Here is a 17,321-nt window from a genome sequence, read left to right as displayed (position 1 = left end):
GTGGTCGGGCCGGCCAGGGGTGCGCTCGCGGCGCGTGAGGACGCCTTCGCCGTCTCGGCGGGTCCGTTCGCCGCGGCGTGTGCAGAGCCGGCGGCCCCCGAGGCGGCGGTGATGACGCGCGCGCAGTTGGAGGATCTGCTGGGGGCACGGATGCGCGAGGTCACCCGGCAGCCTGTTCCAGGACCACCTGACGTTGCGGGCCAGGGACGAGGCGCGTCGTGCAGAGATCGTGGACAGCGCCGGTGTCGGGCGCTCGCGGATCGAGCGGGGCCGGCGCCGGATTCTGGCCACGGTGTTCGGCAAGGTCACCGTGGTCCGGATCGCCTACCGCGGCACCGGGGTGGCGGACCTGCACCCGGCCGACGGGGTGCTGAACCCGCCGGACGGGATGCATTCGCACGGGCTGGCCAGGCTCGCCGCGATCGAGTCCGCCCGCGGCAGCTTCGCCGACGCCTGCGAGCGGATCAACGCCGTCACGGGCGCCGGCATCGGGCACCGGCAGGTCCCAGGAACTCGCTGTCAGCGCCGCGGTGGACATTGACGCGTTCTACGACGCCCTCGTGCCGACTCCCTGCACCGACGCCACGCCGCTGATCTTGTCCGTGGACGGCAAGGGCGTGGTGATCAGGCCCGAAGCGCTGCGTGAGGACACCGCGAAGGCCGCGGCGGCCAAGGGCGGCAACGCGATGAAGACCCGGCTGGCGTCCGGGGAGAAGCACGGCAGGAAACGGATGGCCACCCTGCGAGCCGTCTGCGATGCCGAACCCGCGCCGCGCACGGTCGACGACATCATCGCCGGCCCCGACCGGCAAGACACCGACCACGGCGCGGCGCCCGAGCGCCGCCAGGGGCCGAAAGCCCGGTCGAAGTGGTTGTGCGGCTCGGTGACCGACACCGCCGCGCAGGTGGTGTCTGCCGTGTTCGACCAGGCAGAGCACCGCGACCCCGCCCACCGCCGTTGCTGGGTCGTCCTGGTCGACGGTGCCCGCCATCAACACGACCTCATCAAGGCCGAAGCATGGCAGCGCGGCGTGGACGTCCACATCATCGTCGACCTCATCCACGTGCTCGAATATCTGTGGCGAGCAGCCTGGTGCCTGCACGACAGCGGCGATGCCTCCGCCGAGAGCCGGGTCGCCCGTCACGCCCGGGTCCTGCCGGGCGGCGGCGTGCAGCAGACCGCCGCCGCACTCGAGGAAGCCGCCCGCGCCGCCCAACTGCGCGGCGCCCAGCGCAAGGGCATCGACGAGGCCGTGAACCACCGCCTGGACATCACCGGCGTCCGCTGGGGCCTGTCCGGAGCTGAAGCCGTGCTCAAGCTGCGTGCCGTCCGCGCCAACGGCGACTTCGACACCCACTGGGCGTAGCACCAGCAGCAGGAGTTCATCCGCAACCACCAGACCCGCTACCGCGACCAAGTCATACCCACCACCTGATCGACTGCACCCTCATTGGATCTGCACCCATCCGTCTTAGCCGTCATGGCCCACGCCGACGACCTCGAACTGTGGGCCGGAGGCACCCTCGCCCTCCACACCCGACACGCACCCGTCGTCGGAGCCGTCCAGTCACACGACCCCATACGCGATGCGGGGGCGAAGGCCGGCTCCTCATGGCCGACAAGGGCAAGGTGACCTGGAACGGTGCCGACCTCACCGAGGTGGACCCGGACACTGTGTGGGCGCTGACCGGCCTGGTGCCGCAGTACTTCGCGCAGTGGCCGCTGCGGGTTCGCGAGAACATCACCCTGGGCCAGCCCCGCACCGACGGCGACGGCCCGGTGTGGGAGGCGATCGACGCTGTGGGCCTGCGCAAGGCGGTCGCAGACCTTCCTGACGGGCTCGACACCCTTTTGGCACGGGAGATCTTCAGCGGGGTGGAGCTGTCCGGCGGGCAGTGGCAGCGCGTGGCCTGCGCCCGTGGCCTGTACCGGCTCCCGGACCTGTTGATCATGGACGAGCCCACCTCGCAGGTCGATCCGGAAGGCGAGCACCGGGCGTTCGAAACGCTCAAGGCGATGGCCGCGGACCGCACCACGGTCGTTGTGACGCACCGGCTGGAGAACACGCGTGTTGCCGACTCGATCATCGTGATGAAGGAGGGCCGGATCACTGAACAGGGCCGCTACGAGGACCTCGCCGCCGCCAACGGCACCTTCGCCCAGCTGCTCGCACTGGCTGCTCGCACTGTCCCAGGATCGATGACCCATGGGTGCCGCCCCATCCGTGGGCGGCACCCCCACCGCCCGTACTTCCGACCGCCTGGCCCAGGCACCTCCCGCTTGCCCTGCTTGAGCCAACTCCCCAAGACCGTAAGGAACACCGTGGTCCCTCCTGTCCCGCCGTCCTCCGACTTCACTTGGCCGACGCAGACCGGAGGCACAGAGCGATGAAGCCCGAAGATGCTGGTAGTTCCGGCTATCAGAAGTTGGGCAATGAGGGGGCCGTCGTGCTGCCACCAGAGTTCGGCGATCCGCATCCCCCGGTGCGTGGTCCCGACCAGTACCGCCAGCCCGGGCTCTGGTTCCGGCTGGCCCGCGTCGGTCAGGGCTTCCCGGACCACGCGGACGAGCCAGCTTGTGGCCGCCCGGAGCAGTTCATCCACACCAGGGCGCAGCCGGTCCGGCACTTCATACGCCGCCTCCGCGCGGTACCGGGACGCGTCGAACGTCGAAATCGGTACCAGGCCGGGCTGTCCGGAACACAATGCGCCGTGGATACCGGCGACAGTGTCCCCCCAGAGCGCATACCGCGCTCATCCCGATGATCTCCCAGCTCATGTCCTGCCCTCCGGACTACCGACGGGACCGCCAAGCTGGCGGCGGAGGCGGAAGCGGGCCAGCTTGCCGTTGGCGGTGACAGGGAGTTCGTCGATGATCTCGACCCGGGACGGCCTCTTGTACGGTGCCAGGCTGGCGCGCAGTGCCGATCTGACCGCCTTACGGACCTTGTCCGGGTGGGCCGGGTCCCGCGCCACGACATACACCGTGGCTTGTTCGAGCCCGTTGGGATCCGTGCTGCCCACGACCGCGCAATCAGCGACCTCGGCGATTCCTCGGACCACGCGCTCGATCTCGGCAGGCGCGATCTTGTATCCGCCGAGCAGGAGCATGTCGTCGGCGCGGCCGACGTGGCAGATGTCGCCGCTGGTCGCGCGGAACGCGATGTCACCTGTGTAGACGCCGCCATCGGCGAACGCGCGGGCGGTGTCCTCGGGCTGGTTGAGGTAGCCGAGCGCGGCCGACTCCGTAGTGATGTGCAGCCGGCCGGGGATCTCGTCGCCGAGCGGCCGACCCGCGTCGTCGCGAATGGTCGCGGTCACCTCGGGAACCGGGAAACCGATCGATCCGGGACCGGGGGCCCCGCCCTGCCCCACGGCAGCCGCCACGACCATGTGCAGGACCTCGGTAGCGCCGAACCCATTGATCAGCGGCACGTTGAACGCTTCGGTGATACGGGTGGCCAGTTGACCTGGCAGATGCTCCCCGGCGGCCACAGCCAGTCGCAGCGAACCGGTCTCGATCGCCTTGCCCTGTTCCGAGAGATGGAGCAGGCCGTCGTAGAGCCGAGGCACGGAGAACAGCACGGTCGGCCGGTATTCGTCGAGCGCCGCCGCCACGTGGTAGGGGTCCGCCTGACCGTCGAGCAGCACCGAGCTCGCGCCCGCGGCGTACGGGTACAGCAGCGAGTTCCCGAATCCGTATCCGAACGACAGTTTTGCCGTGGACAGCACGACGTCGTCCGGAGTGAGCTCCAGCATGCTGCCGACGCCGCGCAGGACCGCGTTCACCGCCCGCAGGCAGTGCCGTACGCCGCGGGGCCTGCCGGTGCTGCCGGAGGTGTACTGAACCAGCAGCTCATCGGTTTCGCGGAAGGCGGCCGGCGGGAGCGTGGACTGGTCCACGCTGTTGGGGCCGAGTTCGGTGAGCAACCCGACGCGCCCGGCCGCGCGCATTTCCGTGTCGATCACGCCCAGCTCGGCCCGCAGGGCCGCCTCGTGCTCGGGGGTGACGTTCAGCTCGGCGAACTCCGCCTCGCTGTCCCGCACGATGAAGCCGATCTCCTCAGGCCGGAGCGTCGGGTGCAGCACGATGGGTACGCACCCGTGCCACCACAAGGCGAGTACGGAGGTGATCGCTGCGATGCAGTCGTCGGAGACGACGACCGCACGGCAGCCCGGCCGCACCCCCGCAGCCCGCAGACGCCCGGCGTATTGCGTCACCGCACCCCGCATGTCGGCGTAGGTGACCTCACCGACCCTGCGGTCCACGCCGCAGCGCCGGTCGCCGGCATGGCCGAGTAGCAGCAACTCGACCGGGTTCGCAATTCCGGTGGTGGCCTTCATGGCACCCGCTGCTGGTCGCGAAGCAGCCGCATCACGTCACCGACACTGTCCATCTCTGCGGCATCCGCCGGGGTGAACTCCGCGCCGCAGGCACGCTCCAGCGCCACGATGAATTCCGCTTTGTGGAGCGAGTCCATCTCGAGATCCACATAAAATGACTTATCGATCCCGACATCGGCAACGTCGATCTCCAGGATCCTTGCCACCAGCTCCTGCACATCCCGGTCGGTTAACACGACATCCTCCTCTGCTTCACCGATTTTCCATCGGAGTGTGTTGGCGACAGTCTGGGCGCGGACACGACGGCCGGGTCAGCGCGTTCAATCCCGCTCAGCGCCTGGCCGGCATCACCGTACCTGCGCTGTCCGCCCGGCCAATGCTCAAGGAACGGCCGGAGACGGTCAGCTGATTCGCCCTGGATATGCGGCGGTGAGTTCATTTATGCTCCGCGGACCGGAGACGAGGCAGCCGACGATGCCAGAATGTCCTCGATCATCTGTGGCGGGACGGTGGCATCATCGAACCACCGGCCGCCGAGCGGCCGGGGAACCGGCATGATCTGGTCGTTCGTATAGGCCAGGACCTTGCGGTTGTAGTTACGAATCTCGTCCCGGAGTTCGGCCGGCATCTTCTTGTCGAGCAGCAGTGCTCGTTCCATTTCCCCGAGCAGCTCCCGGGTCTCCTCAATAGTCCCGAGAACGGCCTTGCAGAAACCGGACGGGAGCACCCCGTACTCACCCTTGATCTCCACCAGGCGGGCGATCGCCTCGTAGGAGACGTCCTGAAGCTGGCGCCTGTCAAGCCAGCGTGTTTCGTAGTTCAGCCGCCGATGCCACAGTGGCTCGACCATGGCCTGGCGGTGTTCTTCCAGCGTACGGTGGTGGATACGGTAACCGTGCTTTTCCGGTTCTTCGAAGAACTGGCACCCCGGGTCCAGGAACGGCACCATCGGGCAAATGAGCGGAAGGGCGCCCCACCCTCCGAACTTGCGGATGAGTCGCTCGGAGTACGCGATCGTGTCCATCACCGATTGCCGGTCCTGGTGTGGCATGCCGATGAAGAACCAGATCATGATGCCTTTTACACCGGCATCCAGGGCACGAGGAATCCATTCCTCCATCTGCTCCATGGTGTAGTTCCCGCGACCGGCCGCCTTGCTGATCTTCAGGTCGTGGGACTCCGGGGAGAGCATGATATAGGAATCTGTGGACTCGCCCATCTTTTTGAGAATGTCGGATGGCGTCAGACTGAACTGCTCGAAGTGGACGCTCTTGTATCCGAGTTCTTTCACGGCGTCCAGATACTGGTGCATCCGCGTTCGGTTCTCGGAATAACACTGGAGCGCGTATATCGAGGTGTGCTTCGCCGCCTCTTGCATGGTGCGGAGCTCTTCGACGACGAGGTCGTTGTCCTTCTGCACCAGAGTCCTTTTAACGCCCATGATGTTGCGGTAGGCGAACCGTGACCCGCCGCACCAGCCGCAGTCATGCGCGCAGCCGGTGTTGGGTAAGGTCATGATGAGCTTGGACGCTGACGGCCCTCCGTCAGCCGCCTCGCGGTAATACGACCAGTCGTTGCGCACGTTGTTGTAGTTGCTGTCCGGCGTGTGCGAGAAGCCGGTGGATTGGACTTCGCCGTCGACCTTGTACAGCAGGTTCGGAATGGAGCGAAAGTCCCTGTTGCCCTGCCGGACCCTGGTGACCAGCTCGGTGACCGGGTCGAGAGTGTCGTAACCCTGAACGACCACGTCGACGCTCGGGTACTCGATCAGTTCTTTGGCGTAGTAGGTCGCCGAGATGCCGCCGAAGATGGTGAGAGCTTCGGGGTGCACTTCTTTCACGAGGGCCGCGAGTTCGACCGAGCCGTGACAGTGCGCCATCCAATGCAGGTCGAACCCGAAGATCGGCGCCTCGAAGCGGGCGAGCAGTCGTTTGACATCCAGATCAGGATGCATGAGCATTAACGAGGCGACATTCACGATCTTCGTGTCGAACCCGCAGTCGGCCAGCCGCTGCTTTATCGAGAACCAGCCGATTGGGTAAATCTCGTAGACCGAGGTGACATTGACGCTGTCGCTGTCGCTCAGATAAGCGAACAGCATGTCGTCGCGCTCGCGGAAGTCGTAGACGCTGGGCGCATGCAATAGGAAGAGATCGGCCTCGAGTCGCGACGTTGATAGCTGATCCGTGATAGTCATCCAGACCCTCCCTTGGTCCACAGTTCGCCCTGCAAGATTGAGCCGGGCACATCCGAGCGCAGCAGTGGGCCTCGCCGGTGAGAGAGAAGCGTCGCTCGCTCTCGGGGCTCACACAGCCCCAACGAGGCGGCCGCGCGCATCAGGCGGGATGCGGCCTGCGGTTGGCTGCCCTCACGCTGACAGCGGCGGCATCGGCTGCGACATCGCTCGACGCGACGTCGTCATCGTCACGAAGATTCGATTCGACCGGCGTATCGCTCCCGCCGCTAAGCGAGTCAGTGTGTCCGATCCCCTCTGGACGGGTCGACCAGCCAGCACTGTTAAAGTCTCCACAACTGACGGCGCCAGGGCAATCAGAGGATTCTCAAGACAGTCTTAAGAGTTTTAAGTCGCTGTCGGGCGACCATTGCCCCACAATGTTTCGAGCGAATGTCTTGCTGATCTGCACGGAACCACCAGGCGGCCGTCGTCCGGGAGGCAAGGCAAGCTGACTGGTTCTGCACACGGACACTGAGCACTGGGCACAGGGCGGCGTCGTTCAGGTGGTGTGGCTGGGTTGATGAGGCTTCAGGAGTCGGGGGAGGGCTGCGGGATGGTCGCCTGGGGCCGATGCGGAGGCAGGCACGGCTCCCGGTGATCATGAGGTGTCGAGTCCCTGATCACCACGACGGAAGACCCGGCCTGCCCGCTCATCCTCGCCCATCCCGGGCCCTCTGGGCCAACACACCGACGCCGCACCGGCCGCACCCAATGACCTTCCCAGCCTGCTGACCCGCGTGGCTCAGGTGCCCGCCCCCCGCCGATGTCAGGGCCGGCGCCACCCGCTCGCCTTCGTCCTGTCCCGGGCCGCCTGCGCGGTTCTGGCCGGAGCGAAGTCCCTGGCCGCGATCGCGGAGTGGGCCGCCGACGCCCCGCCCGCCGTCCTGGCCCGGCTCGGTGGCCCGTGCCGGGAACCTGACCGCGGCCCCGTCACCCCGGCCGAGGCCACCGTGCGCCGCGTCCTCCAGCGCATCGACGGCGACGCGCTGGATACGGCCGTCGGCAGCTGGCTCGCCCGGCGCGAGCGCACCGCCGCCAAGGAGGCGGCAGACGGAGAGGGGCCCCTGCACTGCCTGGCGGTGGACGGCAAGACCGTGCGCGGTGCCCGCCGCGCCGACGGCACCCAGGTCCACCTGCTCGCCGCGATGACCAGGACCGGCCTGGTCACCGCACAGCGCGCGGTGGACGGCAAGACCAACGAGATCACCGTCTTCCGGCCCCTGCTCGCGCCGCTCGACCTGCACGGCACGGTGGTCACGTTCGACGCGCTCCACTCGCAGATCGCGCACGCACGCTACGTCGTCGAGGACAAGCGCGCCCACTACATCGTGCTGATCAAGGGCAACCCGCCCACCCTGCACCGGTGGCTGTAGGCCCTGGCCGTGGCGGGAGTTGCCGCTCCTGGACTGGACCCGGGCCACCGCGCACGGCCGCGACGAGATCCGTCGGTTCAGGCCGCCGCCGTCACCGGGATCTCGTTTCCACACGCAGAGCAGGCCGTGCAGATCGTGCGCCGCCGCCGGATCGTCACGACCGGCGAGGTCACCCGTCTACGGCGTCACCGACCTGACGGCGGAACAGACCGACGCGACCGAGGCCGCGCAGCGCGTCCGCGACCACTCGGGCATCGAGAACAAGATCCACCACGTCAGGGACCCCACATACGCCGAGGATGCCTCCCGTGTGCGCACCGGCACCGCACCACGCGCCATGGCACCCCTGCGCAACCTGGCCATCGGCGCACTCCGACTCGCCGACCACACCAACATCGCTGCCGGACTCCGCCACCACGCCCGCGACACCAACCGCCCGCTCATCTCCCATGGCATCGCATGATCAACCCGGCTATACCCCTGAACGACGCCGCCCTGGCACTGGGCACCCGGGGCCGATCGCGCTGACCACCGGAAATGAGGCGCCACACGCGGCCGATATGCAACTTAAGAAAGCCCTGACAGCAACTTTAGGAATTCCTTCTGATCTCCAGCGGCAAGCCACGCTACGCTACTACGGCGGACAAGGAACGAATTCCACCGAGGCAGTTACCGGGGAAGTTGACGTTCCTGATGATAATTCCGAGGCGGATATGACGCCCATTCATCACTGGAAATGCTCAGGAACCGAACCGATATCGCACGTCAGGAGATGAGGCAATGACCCGCTCGGATTCCCCTGGGAACGCCGCAATCATGGGATACGACCCGGCCGAGCGGCTTTGGGGCACCGCCCAGGACAGCACGACGAGCGGGACGGACCCCTCGTTCGAGACCGTCCCCGCGCTGGACGGCGAGCTCTTGACCGACGGGGCGTCCCGGCAGGCCTGCGCCACCGACCTGGGCAACATCACCACGAGCACACCCTGTGCGGTGCTCCGGCCCCGCTCGGCACGGGATGTCGCCACGATGATCCGCTTCTGCCGTGCGCACGGGATCACGGTCTCCGTCCGGGGGCGCGCGAGCACGACCCTCGGTCAGACCCTCTCCGACGGCCTCCTCATCGACACCCGCTCCCTGGACCGGATCCACTCGATCGGTCCCGACATCGCCGAGGTCGACGCGGGCGTGGCCTGGAAGAACCTGGTCAACGCCGCGTTCGAGAGCACCCCGCGACGGACGCCGCCGGTGATCACCGCATACACCTCGCTGAGCGTGGGAGGCACGCTCTCGGTCGGCGGGCTCGGCGGGCTCGTCGGCGCGCTGCGCACCGGACTCCAGGGCGACCACGTGCGCGAGCTCGAGGTCGTGACCGGGACCGGCGACATCGAGCGCTGTTCCGCCGACCACAAGGCCGATCTGTTCGACGCGGTCCTCGGCGGCCTCGGCCAGTGCGGCGTGATCACCAAGGCCGTCGTCGAACTCGTGCCGGCGAAGGAGCGTGCCCGGACCTACCTGTTGGGCTACACCGACAACGCCGCGTTCTTCAGCGACATGCGCACACTCATCGAACGGCCGTGCATAGACCACGTCTACGCGACGCTCCAGCCGCCGGGAGCCGAGCCGACCCACCAGCTGTACGCGACCATCCTTTACGACCCCGCCGACCCGCCCCGCGACGAGGAGGCCCTCACAGGGCTGACCTCTACGCCGAGTATCGACGACAGCTCCTACCTCGACTACGTCTTCACAATCGACCGCATGGTCGACCAGTGGCGGGACACCCTCGGCTGGGACCGGCTGACCAAGCCGTGGTACGACGTGTGGCTGCCCGGCAACGCTGTGGAGAACTACGTCGCCGAGGTGCACCCGACACTCACCGAGCGCGACATCGGGCCGTATGGAATCAGCCTCATCTACCCGCAGCGGCGCTCGCACCTGACGAGGCCGCACCCGCCGCGGCCGCAGCCGGACGACTCGCCGTGGGTGTACGTCGTCGACGTCAACACCACCGCCGATTCCCCTGAGACCGATCCGGGATTCGCCGAGGAGATGCTCGACCGCAACGACCGTTGGTTCGCCCGGGCACGCGACCACTACGGCGCGGTGCTCTATCCGATTGGCTCGGTGCGGTTCACAGCGCAGGACTGGCGCACGCACTTCGGTGACACGTGGCCCGCCTTCCACGCGGCGAAGGACCGCTACGACCCCGATGCCCTCCTCGGAACGGGGCCGGGCATCTTCCCCAGGGACTTGCCCGAAAAGAGCTGAACCCGGCCGAGGCCGTTGCTTCGCGGCCTCCACGTCAATATCGAAGCAGTTGGGAGTAGCCGCATGCTGCCGTCCAAGCCGGAACTCCACGGTTCCGTCGGTGCCGTCGCCAGCACCCATTGGCTCGCGTCCTCCGCGGCCATGCGCATCCTCACCAGCGGCGGCAACGCCTTCGACGCCGCTGTCGCTGCCGGATTCGTCCTTCAGGTGGTGGAACCGCACTTCAACGGCCCCGGCGGGGACGTGTCTCTCGTGGTGCACCGGGCCGGACGCGACGACGTCCAGGAGATCTGCGGCCAGGGCCCGATGCCCCACGCAGCGAGCATCGACGCGTTCAACCGGCTCGGCTTGAGCAGCATCCCGGGCTCCGGGCTCCTGCCCGCTTGCGTGCCGGGCGCGTTCGGTGGATGGATGCGGCTGCTGCGCGAGTTCGGGACCATGCGTCTCGCCGACGTCCTCTCACCAGCGATCGGCTACGCGGAGGGGGGCTTCCCCCTGCTTCCCGAGACCGCGCTGGCCATCTCCACACTCGCCCCGCTGTTCCGCGAGGAGTGGCCCGGATCCGGCGAGACCTATCTGACCAGCGGCCCCTCCCCCGCCGCCGGCAGCCGATTCCGCAACCCCACAATCGCCCAGACCTACCAGCGTCTGCTCAAGACCGCCGAGTCCGCCTCCTCGGACCGCGAAGCCCAGATCGAGGCCGCCCATCACGTCTTCTACCAGGGCTTCGTGGCGCAGGAGATCTCCGACTTCCTCGCGTCCGGGCCCATGCTCGACGCGACCGGCCGGCGGAACAGGGGGCTGCTGACGGGCGAGGACCTCGCCCGCTGGGAGCCGACCGTGGCGACCGCGCCGAGCCGTGCGTACGGCCCGTACCGGGTCTTCAAGCCCGGTCCCTGGTCACAGGGTCCGGTGTTCCTCCAGCAACTCGCGCTGCTGGAGGGATTCGACCTGCGGGAGATGGGGCAGGGCAGTGCCGACTACCTCCACACCATGGTGGAGTGCACGAAGCTCGCGATGTCCGATCGGGAGGCATGGTACGGCGACCCCGCCTTCACCGACGTGCCGCTGGACACCCTGCTCGGCGAGGACTACACCCTGCGGCGACGCGCCATGGTCGGGGACTCAGCCGCACTGACCCTCCGGCCGGGGGCCCCCAACGGCCGCACACCGTTCATCCCGCCCCTGCCCACACAGGACGACGCCGGGCCCGACTCGGAGCTGATGTCCCAACTGCGCAACGGGCTTCCGACGATTCTCCGGGCCACGACCGCGAAGGCGGACACGTGCACGGTCACCGTGACCGACCGGCACGGCAACATGGTGGCGGCGACGCCCAGCGGCGGATGGATGAAGAGCTCGCCGGCCATCGGCAGTCTCGGTTTCCCGCTCGGCACCCGGGGTCAGTCCATGTACCTCGTGGAGGGTCACCCGAATTCGCTGGAGCCCGGCAAACGGCCGCGAACGACCCTCAGTCCCACCCTCGTGCTCCGGGAGGGACGTCCGTTCCTCGCCTTCGGCACACCGGGCGGCGACCGGCAGGACCAGTGGACGCTGCAGTTCTTCCTCAACGCGGTCGAGTTCGGGCTCGATCTCCAGCAGTCGACCGAGACCACCGTCTTCCACACCGACCAGGTCCCCGCGTCGTTCACCCCGCACGCGTACCGCCCCGGGGTGCTGGTCGTCGAGGAGACCTGCGATCCGCAGACCGTCGAGGCGCTCCGCAGGCGCGGCCACGAATTGGAACTCGTGCCGGCCTACTCGCTCGGACGGGTCTGCACGGCCGGGTTCACCCCGGACGGGGAGTTCGTCCGTGCGGCCGCCAGCCCCCGCGGCAGGCACGCCTACGCCGTGTGCACCTAGCAACCGACACCGACCGACCCGTGAGAGGACGAGGGCCCGTGACGCTCACCAACAGCACGCCGCCGATCGTCGAACTGCAGGACGCGGAACAGCGGCGGGAATGGCAGAAGTTCACGCTGTCCGACCTGCCGGAGATGATCAGCGCCATGCACGTCTGCCATGCGGTGCACGCGCTGTCCGCCACCCCTCTGCTGGAGCGGTTGCGCAGCGGACCGCGGCAGCCCGGAAACGGCCTGCTGGCCGGGCTCGACCCGGACATCGGAACCGGCTTCCTGCGCTACCTGACTGGCCGGGGCATCCTCGAAACCCGTGGTGAGGAGTACTTCCTGACCCAGCTCGGGGAGTGCCTCACGACCGATGTCTCACTGGCCCGGCTCGGGGTCTACGTCGAGGCCTACGGCCAAGTCACCAGCCGGATCGGAGAGTTGCTCACCGGTGAGGCCATCTACGGCAAGGACGTCGTCCGCGACGGCGCGGCGCTCGGAGCGCACTGCGCCACACTGTTCTCCTTCTTCCACACCCCGGCCGTGCTGCGGGCCATGCGGGGACGGAAGGTCCGGCGCGTGCTCGACGTCGGCTGCGGCGGCGGGCAACTGATCGTGGACGCCTGCCTGCGCGACCCGTCGCTGACCGGCATCGGCATCGACAACTCCCCCGACGCCATCGCCTGGGCGAATGACCTGGCCAGGCGGTCCGGGGTGGCCGACCGGGTCGAGTTCGTCGTCGGGGACGCCTTCGCGCCCGAGACCTGGCCGGCCGTCTGCGCCGAGGCTGACGGCCTGTGCATGATGAGCGCGCTCCACGAGCACTTCCGGCACGGCGAGCAGGCCGTCGTGGACCTGCTGGACGAGATCTCGGCGAGGTTCCCCCATCTGAAGGTCCTGCTGGTCGGGGAGCCGGAGCTGCGCTTCGACGGCCGGGAGAACGACGACGACTTCTTCCTGATCCACGTGCTCAGCGGACAGGGGCTCCCCCGCGACCGGTCCGCCTGGTTCGACGTCTTCGAGAAGTCCCGCCTTGAGTGCCGCCAGGTCTACACACGGCCGGGCGCCGGCCCCCGGATCTGCTTCTACGACCTCGTGGCGCCACCGAGCTGAGGCCGACGCCGCACGCAACCGCCGCGGCAGTCGGCGAGACGGGGCGACGCGGCCGCGGCGGTGGTCCTGCCCGGCCCCCTGCGCGCACGACCCCGGATCAACACTCACACCCTCTGGAGGGATCCAGACGTGACCACCGCAAAGACGTCGAGCTCGATACCCGAGAGCGACGTAGAACTCTTCTCCACCACGGCGCTGATGGACCCCTACCCCCACTACGCGGCATTACGCGGCCTCGGTCCCGCCGTCTATCTGAGCGAGTACGACCTCTACGGTCTCTTCCGCTACGAACACGTCCGCCCGGCGCTCGTCGACTGGGAACGGTTCAGCTCGGCCGAGGGCATCGCGATGAACCCGACCACGAACGAAGCCATGGAAGGGTCGCTCCTGGGCATGGACCCGCCGCGGCAGCGCGAGGTCCGCACGGTCTTCACCGACGCCCTCCGACCGAAGTACGTGCGCAAGGTCGCCAGCGACCTCGAGCAACTCGCCGGTCAGACCGTCGACGACCTCGTGCGGCGGGGGGAGTTCGACGGTGTCACGGACTTCGCGCAAAGGCTGCCTGTGGACATCGTGCTCGACCTCATCGGGTTCCCCCGCGACGAACAACGCGAGGAGATCCTCGACTGGGCCCTCGGCGCGTTCAACTACATGGGCCCTTACAGCGACCACCAGGCCTCATCGCTGCCCGACGTACAGGCGCTCGCGCAGTACCTCACTACCAAGGCGACGCCCGAGAAACTGCTCCCCGACAGCTTCGGCCAGATCGTCTGGGAAGCGGTCGGCCGCGGCGATATCACCGAGAACGAGGCGTTGATGACGATGAGCGCCTACGCATGCGCCGGGGTGGACACGACCATCGCGGGTATCTCCAGCACTCTGTGGCTGCTGGCGCGGAACCCGGACGAGTGGGCCAAAGTCCGCCAGGACCCCACGACCGTCCCCGGCGCCTTTCTCGAAGGCCTGCGCATGGAGGCGCCGATACAGTCCTTCACGCGTGTGACCACGTGCAACGTGGACCTCGACGGCGTGATGATCCCCACGGGGTCCAGGGTGGTGCTCTCCTACGGCTCGGCCAACCGGGACGAGCGCCACTACCCCGACCCCGACCGCTTCCGCGTGAGCCGGAACCCTTCGGACAGCGTTGCCTTCGGCTTCGGCGTCCACAACTGCCCCGGGCGGGTACTGGCCACGATGGAAGCGCACGCCCTCTTCAACGCGCTCGCCTCACGGGTCGAGAAGATCGACCTCGCCGGTGAGCCCGTCCGCGCCCCGAACAACATCATTCGGGGCCTGGAACGCCTGCCGATCCGCGTCACCTGACGCCTGCGATGTCCGACGGGCGTCCGTCGGCGACCGAATATCTCCGAGTTCATTGCGCGTACGTCAAAGGAGAACGCGATGTGCGGAACCACCGGCTGGATCGACTACTACCGCGATCTCACCACCGAGGGCCAGGTCCTCCAGAGGATGGTGGACACCCTGGCCCCGCGCGGGCCGGACGGCGAGGGCATATGGCTGAGCCCCCACGTGGCCCTGGGCCACCGGCGCAAGGGGGTGATGGATCCCGGCAACGGCGCCCAACCCATGGTCACGCCGGAGACGACACCCGACGGAAGGCCGCTGGCCGCGATCAGCTACACAGGCGAGGTGTTCAACTTCCTCGACCTCCGCGAGGAACTCAAGGCGCTCGGTCATCCGTTCCGGACCCGGTGCGACACCGAGGTGGTGCTCCGGGCCTACCTTGAGTGGGGACCGGATTTCGTGCAGCGGCTGAACGGAATGTTCGCCTTCGCGATCTTCGACGCTCGTACCGACGAGGCGCTGCTGTACCGGGACCGCCTGGGGATGAAACCGCTCTTCTACTACCCGACCGGCAACGGCTTGCTGTTCGGATCCGAGCCCAAGGCGATCCTCGCCCACCCGGAGAGCAAGGCGGTGCTGTCGCTGGACGGGCTGCGAGATCTCCTCTCGTTCCTCCGCGTTCCGGGCCAGACACCCCTGAAGGGCATGCACGAGGTACGGCCCGGCCATCTTCTCCGGGTCCGCAAGGGACACCGCTCCGAGGAGAAGTACTGGGAACTGCAGTCCCGGGAGCACACCGACGACCAGCCGACGACCATCCGGACCGTACGTGACCTGCTGGAAGACATCGTCACCCGGCAGATGGTTGCGGACGTCCCGCTGTGCACCCTGCTCTCTGGAGGGCTGGACTCCAGCGCGCTGACCGCCCTTGGACAGAGCATCCTCGACCCCACCCGGAAGCAACGCCTCCGGAGCTTCTCCGTGGACTTCGTCGGCCAGGTCGAGAACTTCAAGCCGGAGCCGCAACGCGCGGCCCCGGACGCGCCCTTCGTGGCGGAGCTGGCACGGCACGCCGGGACCGACCACCGGGAGATCGTCCTGGACACCCCCGACCTCGCCGCCCCGCACGTCCTGAGCGCGACGTGGAAGGCCCTGGACCTGCCCTACGGCATCGGGGACCACGGCCCCTCGATCTACCTGCTGTTCCGGGCGATCCGCGACGAGTGCTCCGTCGTCCTGTCCGGCGAGGGCGCCGACGAGTCCTTCGGCGGACTGTTGTGGTTCCACGACCAGCGGGCGGTGCACGCGGACACCTTCCCGTGGCACGGGCTCCAAGAGAAGACGGTCGAGGAGCAGTCCACCGCGTTCCTCGACCGCGATCTGGTCAAGGAGCTGAGGCTTTCGGAGTACATCGCCGATCAGTACCGGACGGCCCTCGCCGAGGTTCCGCATCTGCCGGGCGAGACTGGCATGGAGCGGCGGATGCGGACCGCGACCTATCTGAACCTGACCCGGTTCATGCCCATCTGCCTGGACCGCAAGGACCGGCTCAGCATGGCCAACGGCGTCGAGGAGCGTCTGCCGTTCCTCGACCACCGCCTGGTCGAGTACGTCTTCAACGTGCCCTGGTCGCTCAAGACCTTCGACGGCCACGAGAAGAGCCTGCTGCGCGCGGCGACCAAGGATCTCCTCCCTCGCTCGATCGTGGAGCGCCGCAAGGCCCCGTATCCGTCCACCCTGGACGCAGGCTACGACCGCGCGATACTCCAAGAACTGAAGAGCATCGTCGCGGAACCGAACTCCCCGGCGCTGCCGCTGTTGGACCGGGACGCGATGCACGAGGCGCTCGACGCATCGCCCGACGCGCCGTCGTCGATGGCCAAGCGCGCGCTCCAGGACGAAACCCCCGTGCGGCTCAACTTCTGGCTTCAGTCCTGCGACGTGAGCCTCGACCTGACGGGCTGAGCCCCCGGGCCACGGATTCCCCCCCCCGCGCCCGAAACACCACCCGGCAAGCATCATCCGACAAGCAAGGAGTGCTGATGAGCACGTCGGACTCCCACCCGGCCATGGTGGGCTGGTTCGAGATCACCGCCACCGACCCGTCCCGCAGCCGGCAGTTCTACCAGGAGCTCTTCGGCTGGAGTTTCAACTCGTTCGGCAGCGACGACACGTACCGCACGATCACCGCACCCGGTGCCGCAACGAGCATGGGGGCGCTGCGCGGCGGCGGCCGGGACACCCTGTGCATCAGCGTCATCTGCTCCGACGCGGCGGCGGAGGTCCGCCGCCTGGAGCCGCTCGGCGCGGCGCTCGCCGAGCAGCCCGAGCGCACGCCCGCGGGCGACATCCACGCGGTGGTCATCGACGTGCGGGGCAACCGGCTCGGGCTGTTCGAGCCCGCCGCGCGGCGGGCTCCGGCCGCTGCTCGCGACGCCGCCCCCGTGCTGAACGCCATGGGGTTCTTCGAGATCGGGACCACCGACCTCGTCACGACGCAGGAGTTCTACAAGAGGGCGTTCGGCTGGACCACCGAACGCGACAAGGCTGTCGAAAGCGTGGCGTACTACGGCGTTGTGCCGCCCGGGGCGTCCAGTGAGATCGGCGGCGTTCTCGACGGCATGGCCGACTACGCGATCCCCGGGGTGCGCGTCGCCGACGTCCCGGCTGTGCTGGAGCGCGCCGAGGCGGCCGGAGGACGCCGGGTGATGGGTCCCGTCTCGGATGCGAACGGGGTGGTGGTCGGACAGTTCCTCGATCCCTTCGGCAACCGGTGGAGCACGTTCGCCCTGCCGACGGCCGAGTGAAGCCGGTTCGTGGAAGAGACATAGT

At 68.1% G+C, this 17,321-nt stretch carries 11 protein-coding genes and 2 pseudogenes; 10 read left to right on the top strand and 3 right to left on the bottom strand.

The annotated features are described in order from the left end of the window. Positions 1 to 1,436 (top strand): annotated as a pseudogene (locus OG828_RS49760) (ISKra4 family transposase). Between the two features lie 170 nt (positions 1,437 to 1,606). After that, positions 1,607 to 2,179: pseudogene (locus OG828_RS46260) on the top strand (ATP-binding cassette domain-containing protein); the annotation flags it as partial. Between the two features lie 596 nt (positions 2,180 to 2,775). Here OG828_RS46260 and OG828_RS46255 read toward each other — a convergent pair. The 3 genes from OG828_RS46255 to OG828_RS46245 all read right to left on the bottom strand — a co-directional run bounded on the left by OG828_RS46255 (position 2,776) and on the right by OG828_RS46245 (position 6,541). Beyond that, a complete protein-coding gene (locus tag OG828_RS46255) occupies positions 2,776 to 4,344 on the bottom strand; it encodes a class I adenylate-forming enzyme family protein (protein WP_328442085.1) in 1,569 nt (522 codons plus the stop codon). Beyond that, positions 4,341 to 4,580, bottom strand: a complete 240-nt coding sequence (locus tag OG828_RS46250; protein WP_328442084.1) for an acyl carrier protein — start codon at positions 4,578 to 4,580, stop codon at positions 4,341 to 4,343. The genes OG828_RS46255 and OG828_RS46250 overlap by 4 nt, the downstream gene beginning before the upstream one ends. Before the next feature lie 203 nt (positions 4,581 to 4,783). Next, positions 4,784 to 6,541 (bottom strand): B12-binding domain-containing radical SAM protein, encoded by a 1,758-nt coding sequence (locus OG828_RS46245; protein WP_328442083.1) that lies wholly within the window; start codon positions 6,539 to 6,541, stop codon positions 4,784 to 4,786. Positions 6,542 to 7,317: 776 nt separating this feature from the next. Between OG828_RS46245 and OG828_RS46240 the strand changes: the two genes are divergently transcribed. The 8 genes from OG828_RS46240 (at position 7,318) to OG828_RS46205 (ending at position 17,296) form a co-directional block, all read left to right on the top strand. Continuing rightward, a complete protein-coding gene (locus OG828_RS46240; protein WP_328442082.1) occupies positions 7,318 to 7,953 on the top strand; it encodes an ISAs1 family transposase in 636 nt (211 codons plus the stop codon). A gap of 19 nt (positions 7,954 to 7,972) precedes the next feature. Continuing rightward, entirely contained in the window at positions 7,973 to 8,416 is a 444-nt protein-coding gene (locus OG828_RS46235) for a hypothetical protein (RefSeq protein WP_328442081.1), read from the top strand. Between the two features lie 353 nt (positions 8,417 to 8,769). Then, positions 8,770 to 10,224, top strand: a complete 1,455-nt coding sequence (locus OG828_RS46230) for an FAD-binding protein (RefSeq protein ID WP_328442080.1) — start codon at positions 8,770 to 8,772, stop codon at positions 10,222 to 10,224. A gap of 63 nt (positions 10,225 to 10,287) precedes the next feature. Next, positions 10,288 to 12,087, top strand: coding sequence for a gamma-glutamyltransferase family protein (locus tag OG828_RS46225; protein WP_328504549.1), 1,800 nt, complete (start codon positions 10,288 to 10,290; stop codon positions 12,085 to 12,087). Positions 12,088 to 12,125: 38 nt separating this feature from the next. Beyond that, a complete protein-coding gene (locus OG828_RS46220; protein WP_328442078.1) occupies positions 12,126 to 13,184 on the top strand; it encodes a class I SAM-dependent methyltransferase in 1,059 nt (352 codons plus the stop codon). Between the two features lie 129 nt (positions 13,185 to 13,313). Next, the gene (locus tag OG828_RS46215; protein ID WP_328504548.1) at positions 13,314 to 14,507 is read left to right on the top strand and encodes a cytochrome P450; all 1,194 of its coding nucleotides are present in this window, start codon (positions 13,314 to 13,316) and stop codon (positions 14,505 to 14,507) included. Positions 14,508 to 14,585: 78 nt separating this feature from the next. Then, positions 14,586 to 16,454, top strand: coding sequence for an asparagine synthase (glutamine-hydrolyzing) (gene asnB, locus OG828_RS46210; protein WP_328442076.1), 1,869 nt, complete (start codon positions 14,586 to 14,588; stop codon positions 16,452 to 16,454). Between the two features lie 77 nt (positions 16,455 to 16,531). Beyond that, entirely contained in the window at positions 16,532 to 17,296 is a 765-nt protein-coding gene (locus OG828_RS46205; RefSeq protein WP_328442075.1) for a VOC family protein, read from the top strand. Positions 17,297 to 17,321: the final 25 nt, after the last annotated feature.

The sequence above is a fragment of the Streptomyces sp. NBC_00457 genome (assembly GCF_036014015.1).
In the GTDB taxonomy this organism is placed as follows: Bacteria; Actinomycetota; Actinomycetes; order Streptomycetales; family Streptomycetaceae; genus Streptomyces.
This window is presented reverse-complemented; position numbering and strand designations above follow the sequence as displayed.

Coding starts and splice junctions, on each gene's coding strand:
- OG828_RS46255 (WP_328442085.1), bottom strand. CDS start 4,344: ATGAAGGCCACCACCGGAATTGCGAACCCGGTCGAGTTGCTGCTACTC.
- OG828_RS46245 (WP_328442083.1), bottom strand. CDS start 6,541: ATGACTATCACGGATCAGCTATCAACGTCGCGACTCGAGGCCGATCTC.
- OG828_RS46230 (WP_328442080.1), top strand. CDS start 8,770: ATGGGATACGACCCGGCCGAGCGGCTTTGGGGCACCGCCCAGGACAGC.
- OG828_RS46225 (WP_328504549.1), top strand. CDS start 10,288: ATGCTGCCGTCCAAGCCGGAACTCCACGGTTCCGTCGGTGCCGTCGCC.
- asnB (WP_328442076.1), top strand. CDS start 14,586: ATGTGCGGAACCACCGGCTGGATCGACTACTACCGCGATCTCACCACC.
- OG828_RS46205 (WP_328442075.1), top strand. CDS start 16,532: ATGAGCACGTCGGACTCCCACCCGGCCATGGTGGGCTGGTTCGAGATC.